The sequence below is a fragment of the Sorangium aterium genome, assembly GCF_028368935.1.
Classification (GTDB): Bacteria; Myxococcota_A; Polyangia; order Polyangiales; family Polyangiaceae; genus Sorangium; species Sorangium atrum.
The window spans coordinates 1,340,795-1,356,312 of the sequence record NZ_JAQNDK010000002.1; the positions used below are offsets into that span (position 1 = coordinate 1,340,795).

The window sequence follows — 15,518 nt, forward strand, 5'->3', positions numbered from 1 at the left end:
CCCGTGCCCCATCAAGAGGGCGATCCCACCGATATCACGTAGAACCCCGCGTAAATCGCGCTTCTCCAGCGCAGCGGGGCAGCTCCGGGCGCTCCAGTCACCCGAGTCATCCGAGTCACCCGAGCCCGTGAGCCTGCGAGGCCCGTCGGCCTGACGAAAGAGGAATCATGGAACAGCATCGAGACGAGCACATTGTCTGCGCGAGCTGCGGCACGTCGTTCCTATTCTCGGCTGCGGAAGCTGCCGTCTACGCCGAACGGAAGCTCGCGGCTCCGCCCAAGCGGTGCCGGACTTGCCGCCGTGCGCGCAAGGACAATCGAGGGGAGAGCGGATCGCCGGCTCGCGCAGCGGAGCGCCAGCGCCCTGGTCCGGCCCGAGGTGCCGGGGGGCATCGCGGCCTGGCGCGCGGCGACGGCCAGCCTCGGAAGCCCCGCTACACGGGAGACGTGAACGAGTACCGCAGCCCGATGCAGGACGCGTACTCGGGGCTGACGCCCACCTGGGCGGTGCCGAGTCACTACCCGAATCGTCCGCGCGGCGGCGCGCCCTTCCGAGATGATGGCAACTACCGCGCCCCCTCGTTCGCCGGTGAGCGCCGCGCTGCTGCGCCGAGCCGCGGCCCGGCGCAGCAGCCCCGCGCGCCGCGTACTCGTCCGACGTTCTCGATCACCTGCAAGTCGTGCGGCTCCGAGGGCGAGGTCCCGTTCAAGCCCGTCGAGGGCCGCGACGTGTTCTGTCAGGCGTGCTACCGCGCGCGCAAGCCTTCCTGAGAGACGCCTCCAGCGACGCGCAGCCATCGCGCTGCGGCACATCCCCGAGCACCGGCCGCTCCTGGTGCGGCCGGCGCGGCGCGGCCGCTCCTGGTGCGGCCGGCGCGGCGCGGCCGCTCCTCGTGCGGCCGGCGCGGCGCGGCCGCGAAGCGGACGCCGGGGTGCGGAGCGGGGCGGAGCCCCGAGGAAACGAGGCCAGGGCCGCCGGCGCGAGGTCGCCGCGAAGCGGCGCCGAAGTCCCGCCATCTCTGGCCGGACTTCGGGCGGGCGGAGCTAGAGGCTGATCTCGCAGGCGAGCTCGGAGGTGAAGCCGAGCTCGCCGAGCGTGATCGTGACCTTCACGCCGCCGCCGGACGCGCGTCGCGCTGTCTCCTCGACCATCCCCACGACCCACAGCCGGAGCGGCAGCGAAGCAGGGTCGAAGTCGCCGATGTGGAGCGTGACCCGCCCGGTCGGGCCAGTCGCCACGCGCCACGAGCCGAACGTGAAGAGCCGCGACCAGATCGAGGTCCCGCGGCGCATGAGCGACGCGATGTCGGTCAGCGGGCGAGCGAACAGCGTGCGCACGAGGCTGTGCAGCTCGCCGCCGACGCCGAGCCTGCCGATGTCGCGCCAGCGCTCGAGATCGCGCAGGACCAGCGATGTCGCGAGCTCCATGTAAGCGTCGAGCGCCTCGAGCTCGTACCCGACGAGCGCGTTGATCGAGTCGTGCTTGAAGTCGTCGGCGTAGCGGAGCGGCATCTGCGAGACGACCTCGTCGCGCGCGCTCCTCCCGTACTCATCGACGATGGTGCGATCCACGCTCCGCAGCACCGGGCCGCGCACCTGGTACTGCCCAGCGAAGCGCGCCGGCAGCGGCCGGACCGGGGTGACGTTGGGCCGCCGCGTGTCGCGTGTCCGGTTCATCAGGGAGCCGAAGTCCGCGCTGCGGACGGTCGGCTCGGCCCGGAGGCCGAGATCGGCGCTGCGCACCGTGGGCAGCGACTCGCCGCGCTGCGAGAGCATCGTGGGCTCCGAGCCGCGGCTTCGCAGCGCGTTCGAGAGCGTCACGCCGGGCGCGGGCTTCGCTGGCTCGGAGGACGGCCGCATCCCGGGCGGCGCCTCGGTGACGCGCCCGCCCGGCACGATCGACGGCGAGATGCGCATCGGCGGGGGGTTCACGTCGAACCCCGGGCGCGATCGATCGCGCGAGGACGAGAGGCGATCGCGCTCGTTCTCCGGGGCGTTCCCCAGGCTCAGGGCCATCCGCCGCTGCACGTTGATCAGCCTGCCGAGCGCCGTCGTCCTTCGGGGCGGATCAGGCGCGACGCGCTCGAGCTCGCGGACGACGTCGCCGGCCGTCTGGAACCGCTTCGCGGGATCCTTTTGCAAGAGCCGCTGCACGATCGCCTCGAGCCGCGGGTCGACGGTCACGCCCGCCGAGGCGAGCGTGGGCACCTCGGCGTGCACGACGCGGAACGCCGTCGCCACGGCGGTCGGCGCGCGGAACGGCCGCGTGCCCGTGAGCACCTCGTAGAGCAGCACGCCCACCGAGAAGAGATCGCTCCGACCGTCGAGCGGCGACTCCCCCGTGGCCTGCTCGGGCGAGAGATAGTCGGGCGTCCCGAACACGACGCCCGTGCGCGTCCGCGGCGAGGGACCGTCGGAGTCGAGCACCTTGGCGATGCCGAAGTCGAGCAGGCGGACGACGGCCGAGCCGCGGCTCGGATCGAAGGCGATGAAGATGTTCTCGGGCTTGAGATCGCGGTGGATGATCCCCGCGCGGTGCGCGGCGTCGAGCGCCTCGAGCACCGGGATCGCGACGCCGACGGCGGCCTCCATGTCGAGGCGACCGAAGCGCGCGAGCGCCATGCCGAGCGACTCGCCGTCGAGGTGCTCCATCACGATGTACGGACCGAGCTCGCCGACGCCGGCGTCGATCACGTCGACGATGTTCGGGTGGCGGATCCGATTGACCGCCTGCGCTTCCTGGAAGAACCGGTGGGAGAGCTCCGAGTTGTCCGCCAGCTCAGGGTGGAGGAATTTGATCGCAACGGCGCGACCTGCGAGCACGTGCTCCGCCCGGAACACGTCCCCCATGCCGCCCCCGCCGATGCGCTCCGCGAGGCGGTACTTGTTGTCGACGAGGAGGCCGGGGGTCGGGGGTCGAAACGCCATCTGCTGCCGCTGGCGGGCGAGGGACCAACGTCATGGTCCCCGAGAACACGCGTCCCTGTAAAGGGTTGGGAGGCACGCCCCTCCCGAAAGCCGATCCTATTCCGTCGGTGCGTGCTGCGGCTAGGTTACCTGCGTCAGGTGTGGGGCGGATCGCAGCGCGAAGTGACTTGCGCGCGGCAAGATCACGGTTCGGGTGCATTCTTCCGCAGTTCGGCGATCTTCTGGGCGATCTCCCCGAACCCGCGGCCCATGGGGAGGGACGCCACGAACTGCGGCGGCACGGACAGCTTGCCGAGGTGGGCGCGCACGTTGGCCACCCCGAAGGTCAGCACGAATGCGGCGAAGGCGACGCCGTCGTTGCCGCTGTCGCCGACGAACGCGTAGCGGTGCCGCGCCCGGGTGGGGTCCTCACCGAACCGAGCGGCGAGCAGGCGCACAATCCCCGTGGCCTTGTCCGACGGGTCGCGCGTGAGGTGGAGGTGGACGCTCGAGAGCAGCGTCCTCACCCCCCGCTCGCGCAGCTCCGCGCGCATCTTCTGCACGTCCTCGGGCGGGACATGCCGATGCTCCCCGATGTCGATGGTAACGTCGGTCACCCTCTGGTCGTTGTCGTCGGCGAGCGCCGCCGCCGGAAAACGACGCACGATGTCATTGGCGAGCCCGACGAGCTCGGCCCGACGGGCTCTCCGCGCTTCGCGGTCCAGGTCGTCGAGCGTGACGACGCGGCTTGCGCCGGCGCGCTGGGCGTGCCTTTCCCGATGGCCGGAGACGTCGCCTTCCTGCTCACGGACCAGCGCGACGGCTCCGTTTTCGACGATCGTCGCGTCGATCGGCCACTGCCGCTGGAGCACCTCGCCCCAGCCGGCGGGCCTGCCGGTGCAGGCGATCAGCGCGAGCCCCGTCTCGCGTAGACGGAAGAGCGCCGCGTACGCCGCCTCGGTGAGGGCGCCGTGATCCAGCACGGTGTCGTCGAGATCGAAGATCACCCCGGCGAGGGCGCGCGCGGCGTCGGGAGGCACAAGGGAGAGCGGCTTCATCGGGCGAGCGTCAGAGGGCGTCGATGCGCGCGATGAGGCTCTTCAGGTAGAGCCCCTCGGGGAAGGCGGCGGGGACGGGGTGATCCCCTCCCTGGAAGTGCCGGTCGAACACCGCGGCCTGCATGCGCGCGTCGCGCGCGCCGAGCGCGAGCACCCGGGTCAGATCGTCGAGGCTCACGGCGCTGGAGCAGGAGCAGAGCACGAGGACGCCGCCCGGGCGCGTGGCGCGGCACGCCCCGGCCGCGAGGCGCCGGTACGCCGTGAGCGCGGTGTCCTTGGAGGCGCGCGTGCCCGCGAGCTTCGGGGGGTCGCAGATGACGAGATCGTAGCCTTCCTGCCTCGACGCGTTCTGCAGCGCCTTGCGGGCGTCGTCGCGCGTGAACTTGATCCGGTCGAGCAGCCCGTTCTCCCGCGCGCACTCCGCGCCGACCTCGATCGCCGTCGCGCTCTCGTCGATCGCGAGGACCTCGCTCGCCCCGCCGCGGGCCGCTGCCATCGCGAACGTGCCGACGAAGCAGAACGCATCGAGCACGCGCCGGTTGTGGGCGAGCTGCTCGACGCGGGTCCGCAGCGTCCGCTGGTCCAGGTAGAACCCGGTCTTGTGGCCGAGCGCGAGCGGGATCGTGTACCGCAGCCCTCGCTCGACGAACCGGAGCTGATCGAGCCCGGGATCGCCGCGCACCACGCCCGCGTCGGCGGTGAACCCCTCGAGCTTCGCGAGGGATTCCGGGGTCCTGTCCACGATCGCGCGGGGCGAGAGCGCCGCCTGGAGGGCGTCGAAGATCACCCCTTCGCGGCGCTTGATCCCGATCGTCCCGAGCTGCACGACCACCACGTCGCCGAACAGATCGACGATGAGCCCGGGCAGGCCGTCCCCCTCGGCGTGGATCAGCCGGAAGGCGTCGGTCTCGTGGCCAGGCGCCCGCGCGGGCAGGCCGAGCTCGCGGCGGTGCGCGATGGCGCGCTCGATCCGGTGCCGGAACAGGGCCGCGTCGATCGGCCTGTCCTCGCGCGTGTACATGCGCACCGGGATGGCCGAGCGCGGGGTGTAGAGCCCGCGCCCGAGCACGCTGCCGTAGGGGTCGGTGACGACGACCTCGTCCCCGGCCACCGCGCCGCCCTCGATGCGCGCGACCGCCTGAGCGAACACCCAGGGATGCCCCGACCACACCGGCCGAACGTGACCCTGCTTCAACGTAACCGTAGGCATGATGGAATCCGATCGGTCTCGATGTTGGCAGGGTTCCCGACGGGGGCGACCGCGCCGTGACGTCTGCCGTGGGAGCTAGTACCCTGCGGAACGGCGCGCGTGTGAACCTTCCGCCACAGCGCGCCGTGGCGGCCGATGCACGCCGGCGTGCTGCGTGGCCATGGTGACGACGATCCCGCAAGATGGTCGATGGCATCCCGGTTGCTAACTTCCCTGCACCGAAGAGGAGTCGCCCGATGCGCCGTTGCTTGACCCATGCCCTTGTTGCGGTGGCGATGACCGCGCCGATGAGCGCGTTCGCGCAGGAGGACAGCAACTGTCCTCCCGGCGCGTGGTTCTGCGAGGAAGTGGAGCCGCCTCGCGATCCCGCCGCAGAACCTCCGCCCGCCGCTCCTGCCGAGGCCGCGCCTGCCGAGGCGCCGCCGCCCCCGCCGGCCAGAGGAGCCCGTCCCGCCCCGCCGGTCGTCGTCTACGAGACCTCGCCGTCGGGCCCGCCTCCTCAGGTGATCGTCGTGACGCCTGGGGCGGCCCCTCCGCCGCGCGTGATCGTGCGCCGCGTGGCGCCCCCGGCGCCGCCTCCGCCGGTGAAGCGGCGCTGGCGGCGCCACTGGGGGATCAACCTCCGCATGGAGGGCGTCATGCTGGGGCGCGAGCACGGCGGCGCGGAGGACGCTGGCATGGGAGGCGTCGGGATCAGCCTGCGCTACCGGCCCGTCCCGGCGTTTGCGATCGATGCAGGCGCCGACTTCCTCGCGGGCACGGACTACAACGGCGACCAGCGGACCGAGGTGCCGCTCTCGCTGAGCGGGATGCTGTTCGTCAACCCGCGCAGCCGCACCCAGTTCTACTTCATGGGCGGCCTGAACATCGCGCACGCCGAGGTCGATCGCTCCTCGAGCGAGGCCGCGGCTGGCAGCACCGAGTTCGTTCCGAATACGGAGTACGACTATTTCGGTGCGCACGGCGGCATCGGCCTCGAGTTCCGGCTTTCCCCTCGCATCGCCTTGAACGTCGATGCGCTCGGCTTCGTGCGCAGCCGTACGGACGGTGGGCTCGTTCCCGAGTTCACGGATCCAGACACCGGCCGCACGACCAACACATCGGGCGGCGGGCTCTTCCGCGGCGGGCTCAGCATCTACTGGTGAGCGGCTCGTCATAGCCTCCTGTCCGCCCTGACCGTGCGGTGCGCGTCCGTCCTGCGCTCGGCCAGGCCGTCGTCGCGGTCGCGGTCCGGACCGTCTCCACGCGGTATAACGCCGCATCGTGCCCCAGGCCTCGATCATGCGCGCGCTCCGTGGCCGCGCCCCGCTGTTCCTTTCGCTCGCTGGCGGCGCGACGTTCGCCCTCACGGCGCCGCCCACGGATCTGGTCCCCGCCGTCATCGTTGGCCTCGCCCTGCTGGCGGCCGCCGTCCACGACGCCCCGACGGTCTGGCGCGCCTTCGGGCGCGGCGCTGTGTGGGGAACGGCGGCGGGCATCGTGGGCCTGCGCTTCGTGCCAGAGGTCATCCAGCGGTTCACACCTCTCGGCGCGGCCGCCTCGTACCTCGCGCTGGTGCTGCTCGCGGCCGCTCAGTCGCTGGTCTGGGCGGTCTGCGGCGGCATCACGAGCGCGCTCATCCGGCGGCTGCGCGCTCCCCTCGAGCTCGCGTTTGCGACCGGCGTGTTCGCCGCCGTGGCCATCCCGACCGTCTTCGGCTGGACTCCTGCCGGTCTCATGAGCCCCTGGCCGGCGCTCGTGCAGCTCGCCGACCTCATCGGCGAGCGGGGCGTCTCCGTGCTGTTCGCCGTCGGGGCGGCCTTGCTCACCCGCGCCGGTCTGGCCGCCTCGGGGAGAGCGCCGGGCGGGCGGCCGCTCGAGAGCGCGCTCGCTCAGGAATCGCGGCCCGTCCGCCTTCGGTTGCCCCGAGCGATCCTCTACCCGGCGCTCTCGAGCGTCGCGCTGTTCGGGTTGCTCGCGGTCCACGGTGCGCTGCGGATGGCCGCGGTCGAGCGCGCCAGCGCCGGCCTGCCGACGGCGCGGGTCGCGCTCGTCAACCAGGCGGTCGGGCCGCATGAGCGCTGGCAAGCGAAGAACCACCCGCGGATCCTGCGGACCCTGCACGAGCTCACCCGGGAGGCCGAGGCCGGCGGCGCAGAGCTCACCCTCTGGCCCGAGGCGGCGTATCCTTACCCCCTCTCGCACAGCGCCCGGCAGGCGCCGCGCGGCGGTCGAGCGATCCTGGGGCCCGACATCCGCGGCCCCATCCTCGCGGGGCTCATCACCCAGGCGCCGCCCGTGAAGGCCGCCGACGGCGTCGAGGAACGGAACAGCTACAACTCCGCGACCCTCGTGCTCCCTGATGGGAGCATGCAGCCGACGCAGGACAAGCTGCAGCTGCTCTGGTTCGGCGAGACGGTCCCGGGCGGCGCTTACCTGCCCTGGCTGCGGCGCATCTTCCAGAAAAGCGGCGGGCTCATCCCGGGCGCAGAGCCGCGCGCCCTCACGTTGCCCCGAGAGCACGGGCCCGCGCTCCGGATCGGGGTGCTCAACTGTTACGAGGACACGCTCACCGGGGTGGGGCGGCGGATCACCGGGACGCTCGCCCCGAGCCTCCTCGTCAACATCACGAACGACGCCTGGTTCACCGGGAGCGCCGAGCCCGAGCTGCACGCGAGGCTCGCGGTCATGCGTGCCATCGAGCTGCGCCGGGATCTCGTGCGCGCCGTGAACCTCGGCGTCGTGTCGTGGATCGACGCCCGAGGCGTGGTGCGCAGCCGCGACGAGAGCGCAGCGCCGGGGGTGACCTTTGCGACCCCCTCGATCAGGGACACGCCGCTGACGCTCTACACCCGGCTGGGCGACGCCCCGATGGCGACGCTGCTCGCCCTCGCGAGCATCGGCTGTGCGCTCCGGGCGCGACGCTCCACAGCGAAGGCCCCGCAACGAGCCCGGGGCGTCAGCTCGGGGGCGCGACCGCCTGCGGGGCCCCCGGAGCTCGCGCCGCCCGATGCGGCGACGCAAGCTGCGGCCACGGACGCGCCGCTCAGCCGTCCTTGAGCGCCTTGACGGGCGCCGCGCGGAGCTTGCGGCTCGCCGGCTTGCCCTTGATGGTCATCGGCTGCTTCGTGAACGGATTGACGCCTTCCCGGTCCTGCGTGGCCGGGATCTCCTTCGCCTTGATCTTCACGAGGCCCGGAACCGTGACCTCGCCCGGCCCCTCCGGACCGAGCTCTTTCTTCACCAGCTCGCCGAGCGCATCGAGCACGCTGGCCACGGACTTCTTGTCGAGGTGGGTGGCCTCGGCAAGACCGACGATCATCTGCGCCTTGGTCAGCTTGTTCGAACCGGGCATGTCTCCTCCAAGTCGAAAGGGGGCGTCCGTTTAACAAGCGAGGTTTCGCATCGCAAGCGATAACTCATCGCGCCCCCGTCTTCTTTGGCGTCGCGTTTGGCGTCGCGGTGCTGCGATGTGGTTTGATTACAGTGGTGCTGTTGCTTCGAGACGCCGCCGCGACCTCGAGCTCACGGGTCAAATCCGTCATTTCCCGCTCTTCTGCGTCGGTCTTGTGGTCATAGCCGAGCAGGTGGAGCAGGCCGTGCCCGAGCAGCATCGTGATCTCGTCGAGCAGCGGGCGATCTCGCTCGGCGGCCTGCCGCGCGGCCGTGTCGATCGAGACGATCACGTCGCCGAGAAGACCGCGCCACACCGACGGATCCACGGGACCTCGCCGGCCGCGCCTGCGCGAGTTGGCTCCGTTCTGGTCGAGCAGCGGGAAGGCGAGGACGTCGGTCGGCTTGTCCTTGCGCCGGTAGCTGCGGTTGAGCTCGTGGATGGCCTCATCGTTCACCAGGGCGACGGAGAGCTCCACGCCCTCCAACGCGAGGTGGGCGAGCATCTTGCTCGCCCGCCGGCGCACGACCGCTGTCGACACCCCCTTGAAGGGCCCTCCCTGCGTCGTGACGGACACGACCGCGGGGGCCGCCGGGCGGCTCCCGCGGCGCTTCGTCCCCGAGCTCTCCTTGCGCTTCTCGGCCACGGGATCGCTATACCAGCTCGGGGATCTTCTTCGCATCTGCCAAGAACTGCGCGAGCCCGACGTCGGTGAGCGGGTGCTTGATCAGCTGCTTGATGACCTTGAGCGGCATCGTCGCGGCGTGCGAGCCGATCATGGCGGCCTGCACGAAGTGGACGGGGTGCCGTACGCTCGCGGTGAGCACCTGCGTCGAGAGGCCGTAGTTCCTGAAGATGGTCACGACCTGCAGGACGAGATCCATCCCGTCTCCCGCGGCGTCGTCGACGCGCCCGACGAACGGCGACACGAACGTGGCCCCAGCCTTGGCCGCGAGCAGCGCCTGGGCGGCCGAGAAGCAGAGGGTCACGTTCGTCTTGATGCCCTCGGAAGCGAAGATGCGGACGGCCTTGAGCCCCTCGTCGATGAGCGGCACCTTGACCACCACGTTCCGGTGAATCTTCGCGAGCTCGCGACCCTCGCGGAGGATCGCGTCCTTCTCGACCGCCACCACCTCGGCCGAGATGGGGCCGTCGACCACCTCGCAGATCTCGGCGATCGCCCGCTTCGTCGGCTTGCCGGCCTTGGCGAGGAGCGACGGGTTGGTCGTGACGCCGTCGATGACCCCCATCGACTGCGCTTCCCTGATTTCCGCGATATCCCCTGAATCGATGAACACCTTCATGATGCTGCCTCCGGGAACCGATGGATCGGTCCTCAGGCGGTGTTCATGCGGGGGTGAGATGCCGAGGAGCAAGGGCCTGGCAGGGGCCCTCGCTGCCTCGTTCTAGCTATCAGGCGGAGCGGGCAGGAAGCGCCGGCTCAGGCCGTCGCCTCGTCCTCGACACCATGGCACTTGTTGAACGGCTGGCCGCTGCCGCAGGGGCACTCCTGCTCCTGCATGACGGCAGGCTGCGGGAGCGCCGGGGCAGGGTTCGCGCCGATCGGGAGGGACTCGTCGTGCTGCGCGACGGCGTCGAGCAGCGCCGCAGCGTGCCGCTCGCGATCCGCAGCCTCGATCTGCGCCTCTTCCTGCTCGGCGCGCCTGACGTTCACGCTGAAGAGCTTCGTGACCACGTTCGAGGAGACGCGGGCCACCATGTTGACGAACATGTTGTAGCCCTCCTTCTTGTACTCCTGCTTCGGGTCCTTTTGCCCGTAGCCGCGCAGACCGATGCCGTCGCGGAGGTGGTCCATGTCGGTCAGGTGGTCGACCCAGGCCTTGTCGAGCTCCTCCAGGTAGAGGTGGCGGAAGATGCGCAGCGACAGCTCGACGCCGATCTCCTCCTCGCGCTTCTCGTACGCCTTCTCGGCGCGGTCGTAGAGCTCCCGCGCCAGCGTCTCCTGGTCGCCGATGTGCGCGATGTCGTCCGGCAGCTCGACGCCGAAGTGCTCGCGAAAGCCCTGGAAGATGCCGCCCCAGTCCCAGTCCTCCGGCGGCTTGCGGGCCGGGCACGACTCCTCGACCATCGCGCCGATGATCCGGTCCATCAGATCGAGCAGCCGCTCGCGCTGCTCGGTGAGCGCCAGGGGCATGAGCTCCGAGCACTCGTCGTAGATCTCGAGGACCTTGTCGGCGCGCGACTCGAGCTCGAGCTTCACGCCCCAGCGCGTGTAGATCTCGCGCTGCATGTTCTCGAGCTCGACGAACCGCTCCGTCTTCTCGAAGTCCTTTCGCACGATCTCGCGCCGGTTGCCGTCCGCGTCGAGCGGCATCACCGGGTCGTTCGCGAACATGCCGAGCAGGTAGCCGACGTCCGGCCGGACCAGCTCCACGATGGACGCGAGCGGCTTGATCGTCCGCTTCTCGCCCGTCGGCTTCCCCTCCTCGTCGATGATCTCGGGAGAGTAACGGCCGACGAGCAGCGACTGGCGCATGTCGTAGATCGTCTTGCGCTGCGCGCTCATCACGTCGTCGTACTCGAGCAGGTTCTTGCGGATGTCGAAGTTGCGCTCCTCGACCTTCTTCTGCGCGTTCTCGACGCTCTTCGTCACCCACGGGTGCTCGATGGGCTCGTCGTCGGGCATGCCCATGCGCTCCATCAGGTTCTTCACCCGATCCCCGGCGAAGATGCGCATGAGGTCGTCCTCGAGGGACAGGTAGAACTTCGACGTCCCGGGGTCGCCCTGGCGGCCGGCGCGGCCGCGCAGCTGGTTGTCGATGCGGCGCGACTCGTGCCGCTCGGTGCCCAGGATGTACAGCCCGCCGATCTCGCGGATCTCGTCGCCCTCCGCGGTGCACTCCTTCTTGATCTCCTCGACCAGAGCCTCGAACGCCTCGGGCTCCGCCTCGGGCTGGCGGTTCTGCTCCTTGAACTTGAGCTTGGCGAGCATCTCCGCGTTGCCGCCCAGGATGATGTCCGTCCCGCGACCCGCCATGTTGGTCGAGACCGTGATGGCCCCTTTGCGGCCCGCCTGCGCGACCACGTAGGCCTCGTTCTCGTGGTGCTTCGCGTTCAGCACGTTGTGCTTCACGCCCCGCTTCGTCAGGATCCGGCTGATCGCGGTGCTCTTCTCGACGCTCGTCGTGCCCACCAGGATCGGCTGGCCGAGCTCGTGCTTCTCGAGGATCTCGTTGATGACCGCCGTGAACTTCTCCTTCTCGGTCTTGTAGACGAGATCCTCGTAGTCGACGCGGACCACCGGCTTGTTCGTGGGGATGATGACGCAGTCGAGCTTGTACGTGCTGTGGAACTCCGCCGCTTCCGTGTCCGCGGTGCCGGTCATCCCGGAGAGCTTCTTGTACAGCCGGAAGAGGTTCTGGAAGGTGATCGTCGCCATCGTCCGGCTCTCCTCCTGGATCCGGACGTTCTCCTTCGCCTCGACGGCCTGATGCAGGCCGTCCGACCACCGGCGCCCCGCCAGGACGCGGCCGGTGAACTCATCGATGATGAGCACCTTGCCGTCGCGTACCATGTAGTTGACGTCGCGCTTGTAGAGCGTGTGCGCGCGCAAGCACTGGTTCAGGATGTGTAGCGTCTCGAGGTTCACCGGATCATAGAGGTTCGTGCCCTTGAGCACCTGGAGCGAGGCGAGCAGCCGCTCTGCCGTCTCCACGCCCTCGTCGGTCAGCGTCACCGAGTGCGCCTTCTCGTCGACGGCGTAATGCTCCTCGTTCCGGAGCTGCGGGATCACCTCGTTGATCGTGCGGTACTTGTCGCTCGAGCGCTCCCCCTGCCCGCTGATGATGAGCGGAGTCCGCGCCTCGTCGATGAGGATGGAGTCGACCTCGTCGACGATCGCATAGTGCAGCGGGCGCTGCGCGTACTCGAGCGCCGAGAACTTCATGTTGTCGCGCAGGTAGTCGAAGCCGAACTCGTTGTTCTGGCCGTACGTGATGTCACAGCGGTACGCGTCGCGCTTCTCGGCGTCGCCCTGCTGGTTGACGACCACGCCCGTCGACAGGCCGAGGAAGCCGTACAGCTTGCCCATCCACTCGGCGTCGCGCCGCGCCAGGTAATCGTTCACCGTGACGACGTGGACGCCCTTGCCCTCGAGGGCGTTCAGATAGCAGGGGAGCGTCGCGACCAGCGTCTTGCCCTCGCCGGTGCGCATCTCGGCGATGCAGCCGTTGTGGAGCACCATGCCGCCGATGAGCTGCACGTCGTAATGGCGCATCTTGAGCGCGCGCCTCGACGCCTCGCGGCAGACCGCGAACGCCGGGACCAGGATGTCGTCCAGCGTCGCCCCGTTGGCGAGCTTCTCCTTGAACTCCGCCGTCTTTGCCCGGAGCTGGGCGTCCGAGAGCTTCTGCAGCTCCGGCTCCATCCTGCTGATCACCTCGACCCGGGGTCGCATGCGGCGGATGGCACGCTCGTGCGAGGTGCCGAAAATCTTCTTCATCGCCCAAGTGAACATCTTTACGTGCCTTGGCTCCGCGGCGGTCAGGTGGGAGGAGAGGGTCCGGCCGAGGAACGCGAACGTAGTCGCGCCGCGGGCGTCGCGCAATTCCGGGACCGCGCGCGCGGTCGACGACGCCGCCGAGGCGATCCGCTGGAGGCCGCCGGAGGCCGTCCGAGGCTCCGCGGCCCGGGCCCCATCACGCGTTCGTCCTCAAATCCGCGCGCGGCCCGACGACGAACGCTCGTCCCCGCGCCGCGCGCCCAGCGGACCACGACCGTCCCGGGCTACCCGGCGGAGGCGCCCCGGGGCGGCGCGTCACGCCGCGAGCTGGTCGAGTCCTCCAGGCGCCAAGCCGTGGTGCACGAGGGGGGACTCGAACCCCCAAGCCTAGCGGCGCCGGAACCTAAAACCGGTGCGTATACCAATTCCGCCACTCGTGCGCGCGGACGCTTGTGGCACCCCACGCCAGCCTCATCAAGCGGGAAAATCAGTTTGCTGCGTTGCGCCGAACGCGTCAGGTCGGGGCAGCGCGAGCGGTCCGGACATGTGGCCCGCGGTACGTCGAGCCTGGAGCAACCGGCGGATCGGCGGACCGCGCCGCCCTGGAGGGGCCGCAAACCTGGGCTGGCCCGTGCGCACGAACCGCCCACCGACGGCCAAGGACGCGGTGGGCAAGCCGACAGGGTGGGGGGGCGCTCTTCGTCGGGGCGGAGAGGCGCTGCGGAGGGAGCGCGAAATGGGCACAGCGGCGGCCCCGGGGTCGGCGGGGCAGCCTCACCGGCAGCGACGCTCGAACGACCGGGTTGCCGCCGAGAACAGGGGAAACGAGGCCCGGGCGGCGGCGGCGCCTCCCCCTCGGCACGTGCGTTGCGAAGGGGGGACCGTCCGCGGACGCGGATGCTGCCGCTGAACGACGGAGGGGGCGCGCTCGTCGCCGTCCTCGTCGATGCGGGGCAATTCGACTGCAAGCCGCAGGGATACCCGATGACGTACCAACCGAACGTTCTCCTCCTCGATCAGGACCATGTCCTCCGGAGGGCCACGGCGCTCCTCCTCTGCAACCGCGGCGCGCTCGTCAGCCCGGCCGCGACCTTGGAGGAAGCGATCTCCCTCTCCCGCGAGCGCGTCTACGACGTCGCGCTGATCGATCTCGCCCCCGGAACGAAAGGCGCCCGGGAGATCCTGGGCCGCCTGCGGCGCGAGGGCACGATGCCCCGGCGGGTTATCTTCTGTGCCGACGAGCCGGCCTCGTGCGACGGCACGGACGACGTCAGCGAGGTCCTGCTCAAGCCGTACGCCTTCGGTCGGCTGCTCAGCACGATCTTCGTCGACCTCCGCGCCCGGGAATCCACGCAGTCCGGGATCTTTCCTCGCCTCCGTCTGGTCCAGGGCGAGATCGGCGAGCTGGAGGGGAGCCGCCCGAGCGCGCCTGGCGCTGCGGCGGGCGTGGAAGGCGCGGGAGGCCGCCCCGCAGAGCGGCGCACCTTCATCGAGCCGAACGGCGCCGCGGTGTACCGGCTCCAGCGCAGGCCGCGCAGCGGCCCCTCCGGGCGGACGCTCAGGCCGTCGCGGCGTGCGCCTCGAGGTGCTCGCCATCCCGGATGACGATCCGCCGCCGGTCGAACGCGATCAGGCCGGCGCGCTTCAGCTTGCCCAGCAGCAGGGTGACCGTCTCGCGGGTGGACCCGATCAGCAGCGCGATGTCCGCGTGCGTGAACGGCGCCGACACCAGCTGTCCAGCGGTGTGGGGCTGCCCCCAGCGCCGCGCAGCGGCGCGGAGGAACTCGATCAGGCGCGCTTCGACCGTGCAGAGGAGCAGCGAGCCGAGGCGCGCCTCGGTCTCGAGCTTGCGCGCCACGAGCGCCGCGGCGAGCGCGCCGCGGAGCGCCGCGTCGGACGCGAGCTGCCGCTCGAGACCGGCGAGCGGCACCACGAGCGCGTCCCCCTCGTCGAGCACCGTCGCGCTCTCGGAGGAGACCGTCGCGCCCGCGAGGGCGCCCTCGCCGACGAGGTCGCCGGGCCCGCGGTGCCCGAGCGGAACCACCCGACCGTCGGCGACGCGCTCGACCTTCACGCGACCCGCCCCGATCAGGAACAGGTGCCTCGGCGGCGCATCCTGCTGGCAAACGCACTGCCTGCGCGTGAGCCGCTCGACCCTGCCGAGCTCGAACAGCGCACGCCGGCTCGGCGAGGCCAGCGACGCGAGGGGCGAGCGAGACAGGATCCGCTCCTTCTCGACATCCGGCGACGACGCCCCGCCGCGCACGCCCTCCATCCCGTGCCCGCGCGTAGGTCCGCGCACCTTCGGCTTTCCCATCGCGCCTTCGCCCAACCTTTCGGGATTTCAAGCCTCCCGATCGGCGGCCGATAGTGCAACGATCGGCAGATGGGGGCCAATCCGAACTGGCTGCGGGCAGAGCTCCGCGCGGGGCGAAAAATCTACCGCGGCGAAGGCTGAAACCATGTTCAGCGGTGTAGGATGCAAGCCCTGCGCTATTTTTTGGTGCAG

Annotated in this window: 12 protein-coding genes and 1 tRNA gene; 4 read left to right on the forward strand and 9 right to left on the reverse strand. The window is 70.5% G+C overall.

Going from position 1 to position 15,518, the window contains the following annotated elements; genetic code table 11:
- The first annotated feature begins 167 nt into the window (after nt 1-167).
- Nucleotides 168-770, forward strand: a complete 603-nt coding sequence (locus POL72_RS52280; protein WP_276596831.1) for a zinc-ribbon domain containing protein — start codon at nt 168-170, stop codon at nt 768-770.
- A gap of 273 nt (nt 771-1,043) precedes the next feature.
- Here the strand turns inward: POL72_RS52280 and POL72_RS20050 are convergent, their stop codons facing one another.
- From POL72_RS20050 to POL72_RS20060, 3 genes are all read right to left on the reverse strand, one after another.
- Nucleotides 1,044-2,927: a serine/threonine-protein kinase gene (locus POL72_RS20050; protein WP_272097065.1), complete on the reverse strand. Its 1,884-nt coding sequence runs from the start codon at nt 2,925-2,927 to the stop codon at nt 1,044-1,046.
- 182 nt (nt 2,928-3,109) lie between these two features.
- Nucleotides 3,110-3,964 carry an HAD family hydrolase gene (locus POL72_RS20055; RefSeq protein WP_272097066.1) on the reverse strand — a complete coding sequence of 285 codons (855 nt, stop codon included), beginning with the start codon at nt 3,962-3,964 and terminating at the stop codon, nt 3,110-3,112.
- Nucleotides 3,965-3,974: 10 nt separating this feature from the next.
- The gene (locus POL72_RS20060) at nt 3,975-5,174 is read right to left on the reverse strand and encodes a class I SAM-dependent rRNA methyltransferase (protein WP_272097067.1); all 1,200 of its coding nucleotides are present in this window, start codon (nt 5,172-5,174) and stop codon (nt 3,975-3,977) included.
- Between the two features lie 236 nt (nt 5,175-5,410).
- Between POL72_RS20060 and POL72_RS20065 the strand changes: the two genes are divergently transcribed.
- Together POL72_RS20065 and lnt are read left to right on the forward strand one after the other, a co-directional pair.
- Nucleotides 5,411-6,319 (forward strand): outer membrane beta-barrel protein, encoded by a 909-nt coding sequence (locus tag POL72_RS20065; protein ID WP_272097069.1) that lies wholly within the window; start codon nt 5,411-5,413, stop codon nt 6,317-6,319.
- A 136-nt stretch (nt 6,320-6,455) separates the two neighbouring features.
- On the forward strand, nt 6,456-8,213 hold the full coding sequence (gene lnt / locus POL72_RS20070) for an apolipoprotein N-acyltransferase (protein WP_272097070.1): 1,758 nt from the start codon (nt 6,456-6,458) through the stop codon (nt 8,211-8,213).
- On the opposite strand, the gene POL72_RS20075 is transcribed toward lnt, so the two are convergent.
- The 5 genes from POL72_RS20075 to POL72_RS20095 all read right to left on the reverse strand — a co-directional run bounded on the left by POL72_RS20075 (nt 8,200) and on the right by POL72_RS20095 (nt 13,449).
- Nucleotides 8,200-8,508, reverse strand: a complete 309-nt coding sequence (locus POL72_RS20075) for an HU family DNA-binding protein (RefSeq protein ID WP_272097071.1) — start codon at nt 8,506-8,508, stop codon at nt 8,200-8,202. The two genes, lnt and POL72_RS20075, sit on opposite strands and share 14 nt — an antisense overlap.
- A 64-nt stretch (nt 8,509-8,572) precedes the next feature.
- Complete coding sequence (gene ybeY / locus POL72_RS20080; protein WP_272097072.1) at nt 8,573-9,229, reverse strand: rRNA maturation RNase YbeY; 657 nt, start codon at nt 9,227-9,229, stop codon at nt 8,573-8,575.
- Nucleotides 9,201-9,851, reverse strand: coding sequence for a fructose-6-phosphate aldolase (gene fsa / locus POL72_RS20085; protein ID WP_272097073.1), 651 nt, complete (start codon nt 9,849-9,851; stop codon nt 9,201-9,203). The genes ybeY and fsa overlap by 29 nt, the downstream gene beginning before the upstream one ends.
- 137 nt (nt 9,852-9,988) lie before the next feature.
- A complete protein-coding gene (secA, locus tag POL72_RS20090; RefSeq protein ID WP_276596833.1) occupies nt 9,989-13,009 on the reverse strand; it encodes a preprotein translocase subunit SecA in 3,021 nt (1,006 codons plus the stop codon).
- Between the two features lie 355 nt (nt 13,010-13,364).
- Nucleotides 13,365-13,449 (reverse strand) — tRNA-Leu (locus POL72_RS20095).
- A gap of 457 nt (nt 13,450-13,906) precedes the next feature.
- On the opposite strand from POL72_RS20095, the gene POL72_RS20100 reads away from it, so the two are divergent.
- Nucleotides 13,907-14,614: a DNA-binding transcriptional response regulator gene (locus POL72_RS20100; protein WP_272097076.1), complete on the forward strand. Its 708-nt coding sequence runs from the start codon at nt 13,907-13,909 to the stop codon at nt 14,612-14,614.
- Here POL72_RS20100 and POL72_RS20105 read toward each other — a convergent pair.
- Nucleotides 14,568-15,326, reverse strand: a complete 759-nt coding sequence (locus POL72_RS20105) for a Crp/Fnr family transcriptional regulator (protein WP_272097077.1) — start codon at nt 15,324-15,326, stop codon at nt 14,568-14,570. The two genes, POL72_RS20100 and POL72_RS20105, sit on opposite strands and share 47 nt — an antisense overlap.
- Between the last annotated feature and the right edge of the window lie 192 nt (nt 15,327-15,518).

What these genes read in the sequence shown, in the direction of transcription:
- POL72_RS52280 (WP_276596831.1), top strand. Translation starts at nt 168, where the DNA reads ATGGAACAGCATCGAGACGAGCACATTGTCTGCGCGAGCTGCGGCACG.
- POL72_RS20050 (WP_272097065.1), bottom strand. Translation starts at nt 2,927, where the DNA reads ATGGCGTTTCGACCCCCGACCCCCGGCCTCCTCGTCGACAACAAGTAC.
- POL72_RS20055 (WP_272097066.1), bottom strand. Translation starts at nt 3,964, where the DNA reads ATGAAGCCGCTCTCCCTTGTGCCTCCCGACGCCGCGCGCGCCCTCGCC.
- POL72_RS20060 (WP_272097067.1), bottom strand. Translation starts at nt 5,174, where the DNA reads ATGCCTACGGTTACGTTGAAGCAGGGTCACGTTCGGCCGGTGTGGTCG.
- POL72_RS20065 (WP_272097069.1), top strand. Translation starts at nt 5,411, where the DNA reads ATGCGCCGTTGCTTGACCCATGCCCTTGTTGCGGTGGCGATGACCGCG.
- lnt (WP_272097070.1), top strand. Translation starts at nt 6,456, where the DNA reads ATGCGCGCGCTCCGTGGCCGCGCCCCGCTGTTCCTTTCGCTCGCTGGC.
- POL72_RS20075 (WP_272097071.1), bottom strand. Translation starts at nt 8,508, where the DNA reads ATGCCCGGTTCGAACAAGCTGACCAAGGCGCAGATGATCGTCGGTCTT.
- ybeY (WP_272097072.1), bottom strand. Translation starts at nt 9,229, where the DNA reads ATGCGAAGAAGATCCCCGAGCTGGTATAGCGATCCCGTGGCCGAGAAG.
- fsa (WP_272097073.1), bottom strand. Translation starts at nt 9,851, where the DNA reads ATGAAGGTGTTCATCGATTCAGGGGATATCGCGGAAATCAGGGAAGCG.
- secA (WP_276596833.1), bottom strand. Translation starts at nt 13,009, where the DNA reads ATGAAGAAGATTTTCGGCACCTCGCACGAGCGTGCCATCCGCCGCATG.
- POL72_RS20100 (WP_272097076.1), top strand. Translation starts at nt 13,907, where the DNA reads ATGCTGCCGCTGAACGACGGAGGGGGCGCGCTCGTCGCCGTCCTCGTC.
- POL72_RS20105 (WP_272097077.1), bottom strand. Translation starts at nt 15,326, where the DNA reads ATGGGAAAGCCGAAGGTGCGCGGACCTACGCGCGGGCACGGGATGGAG.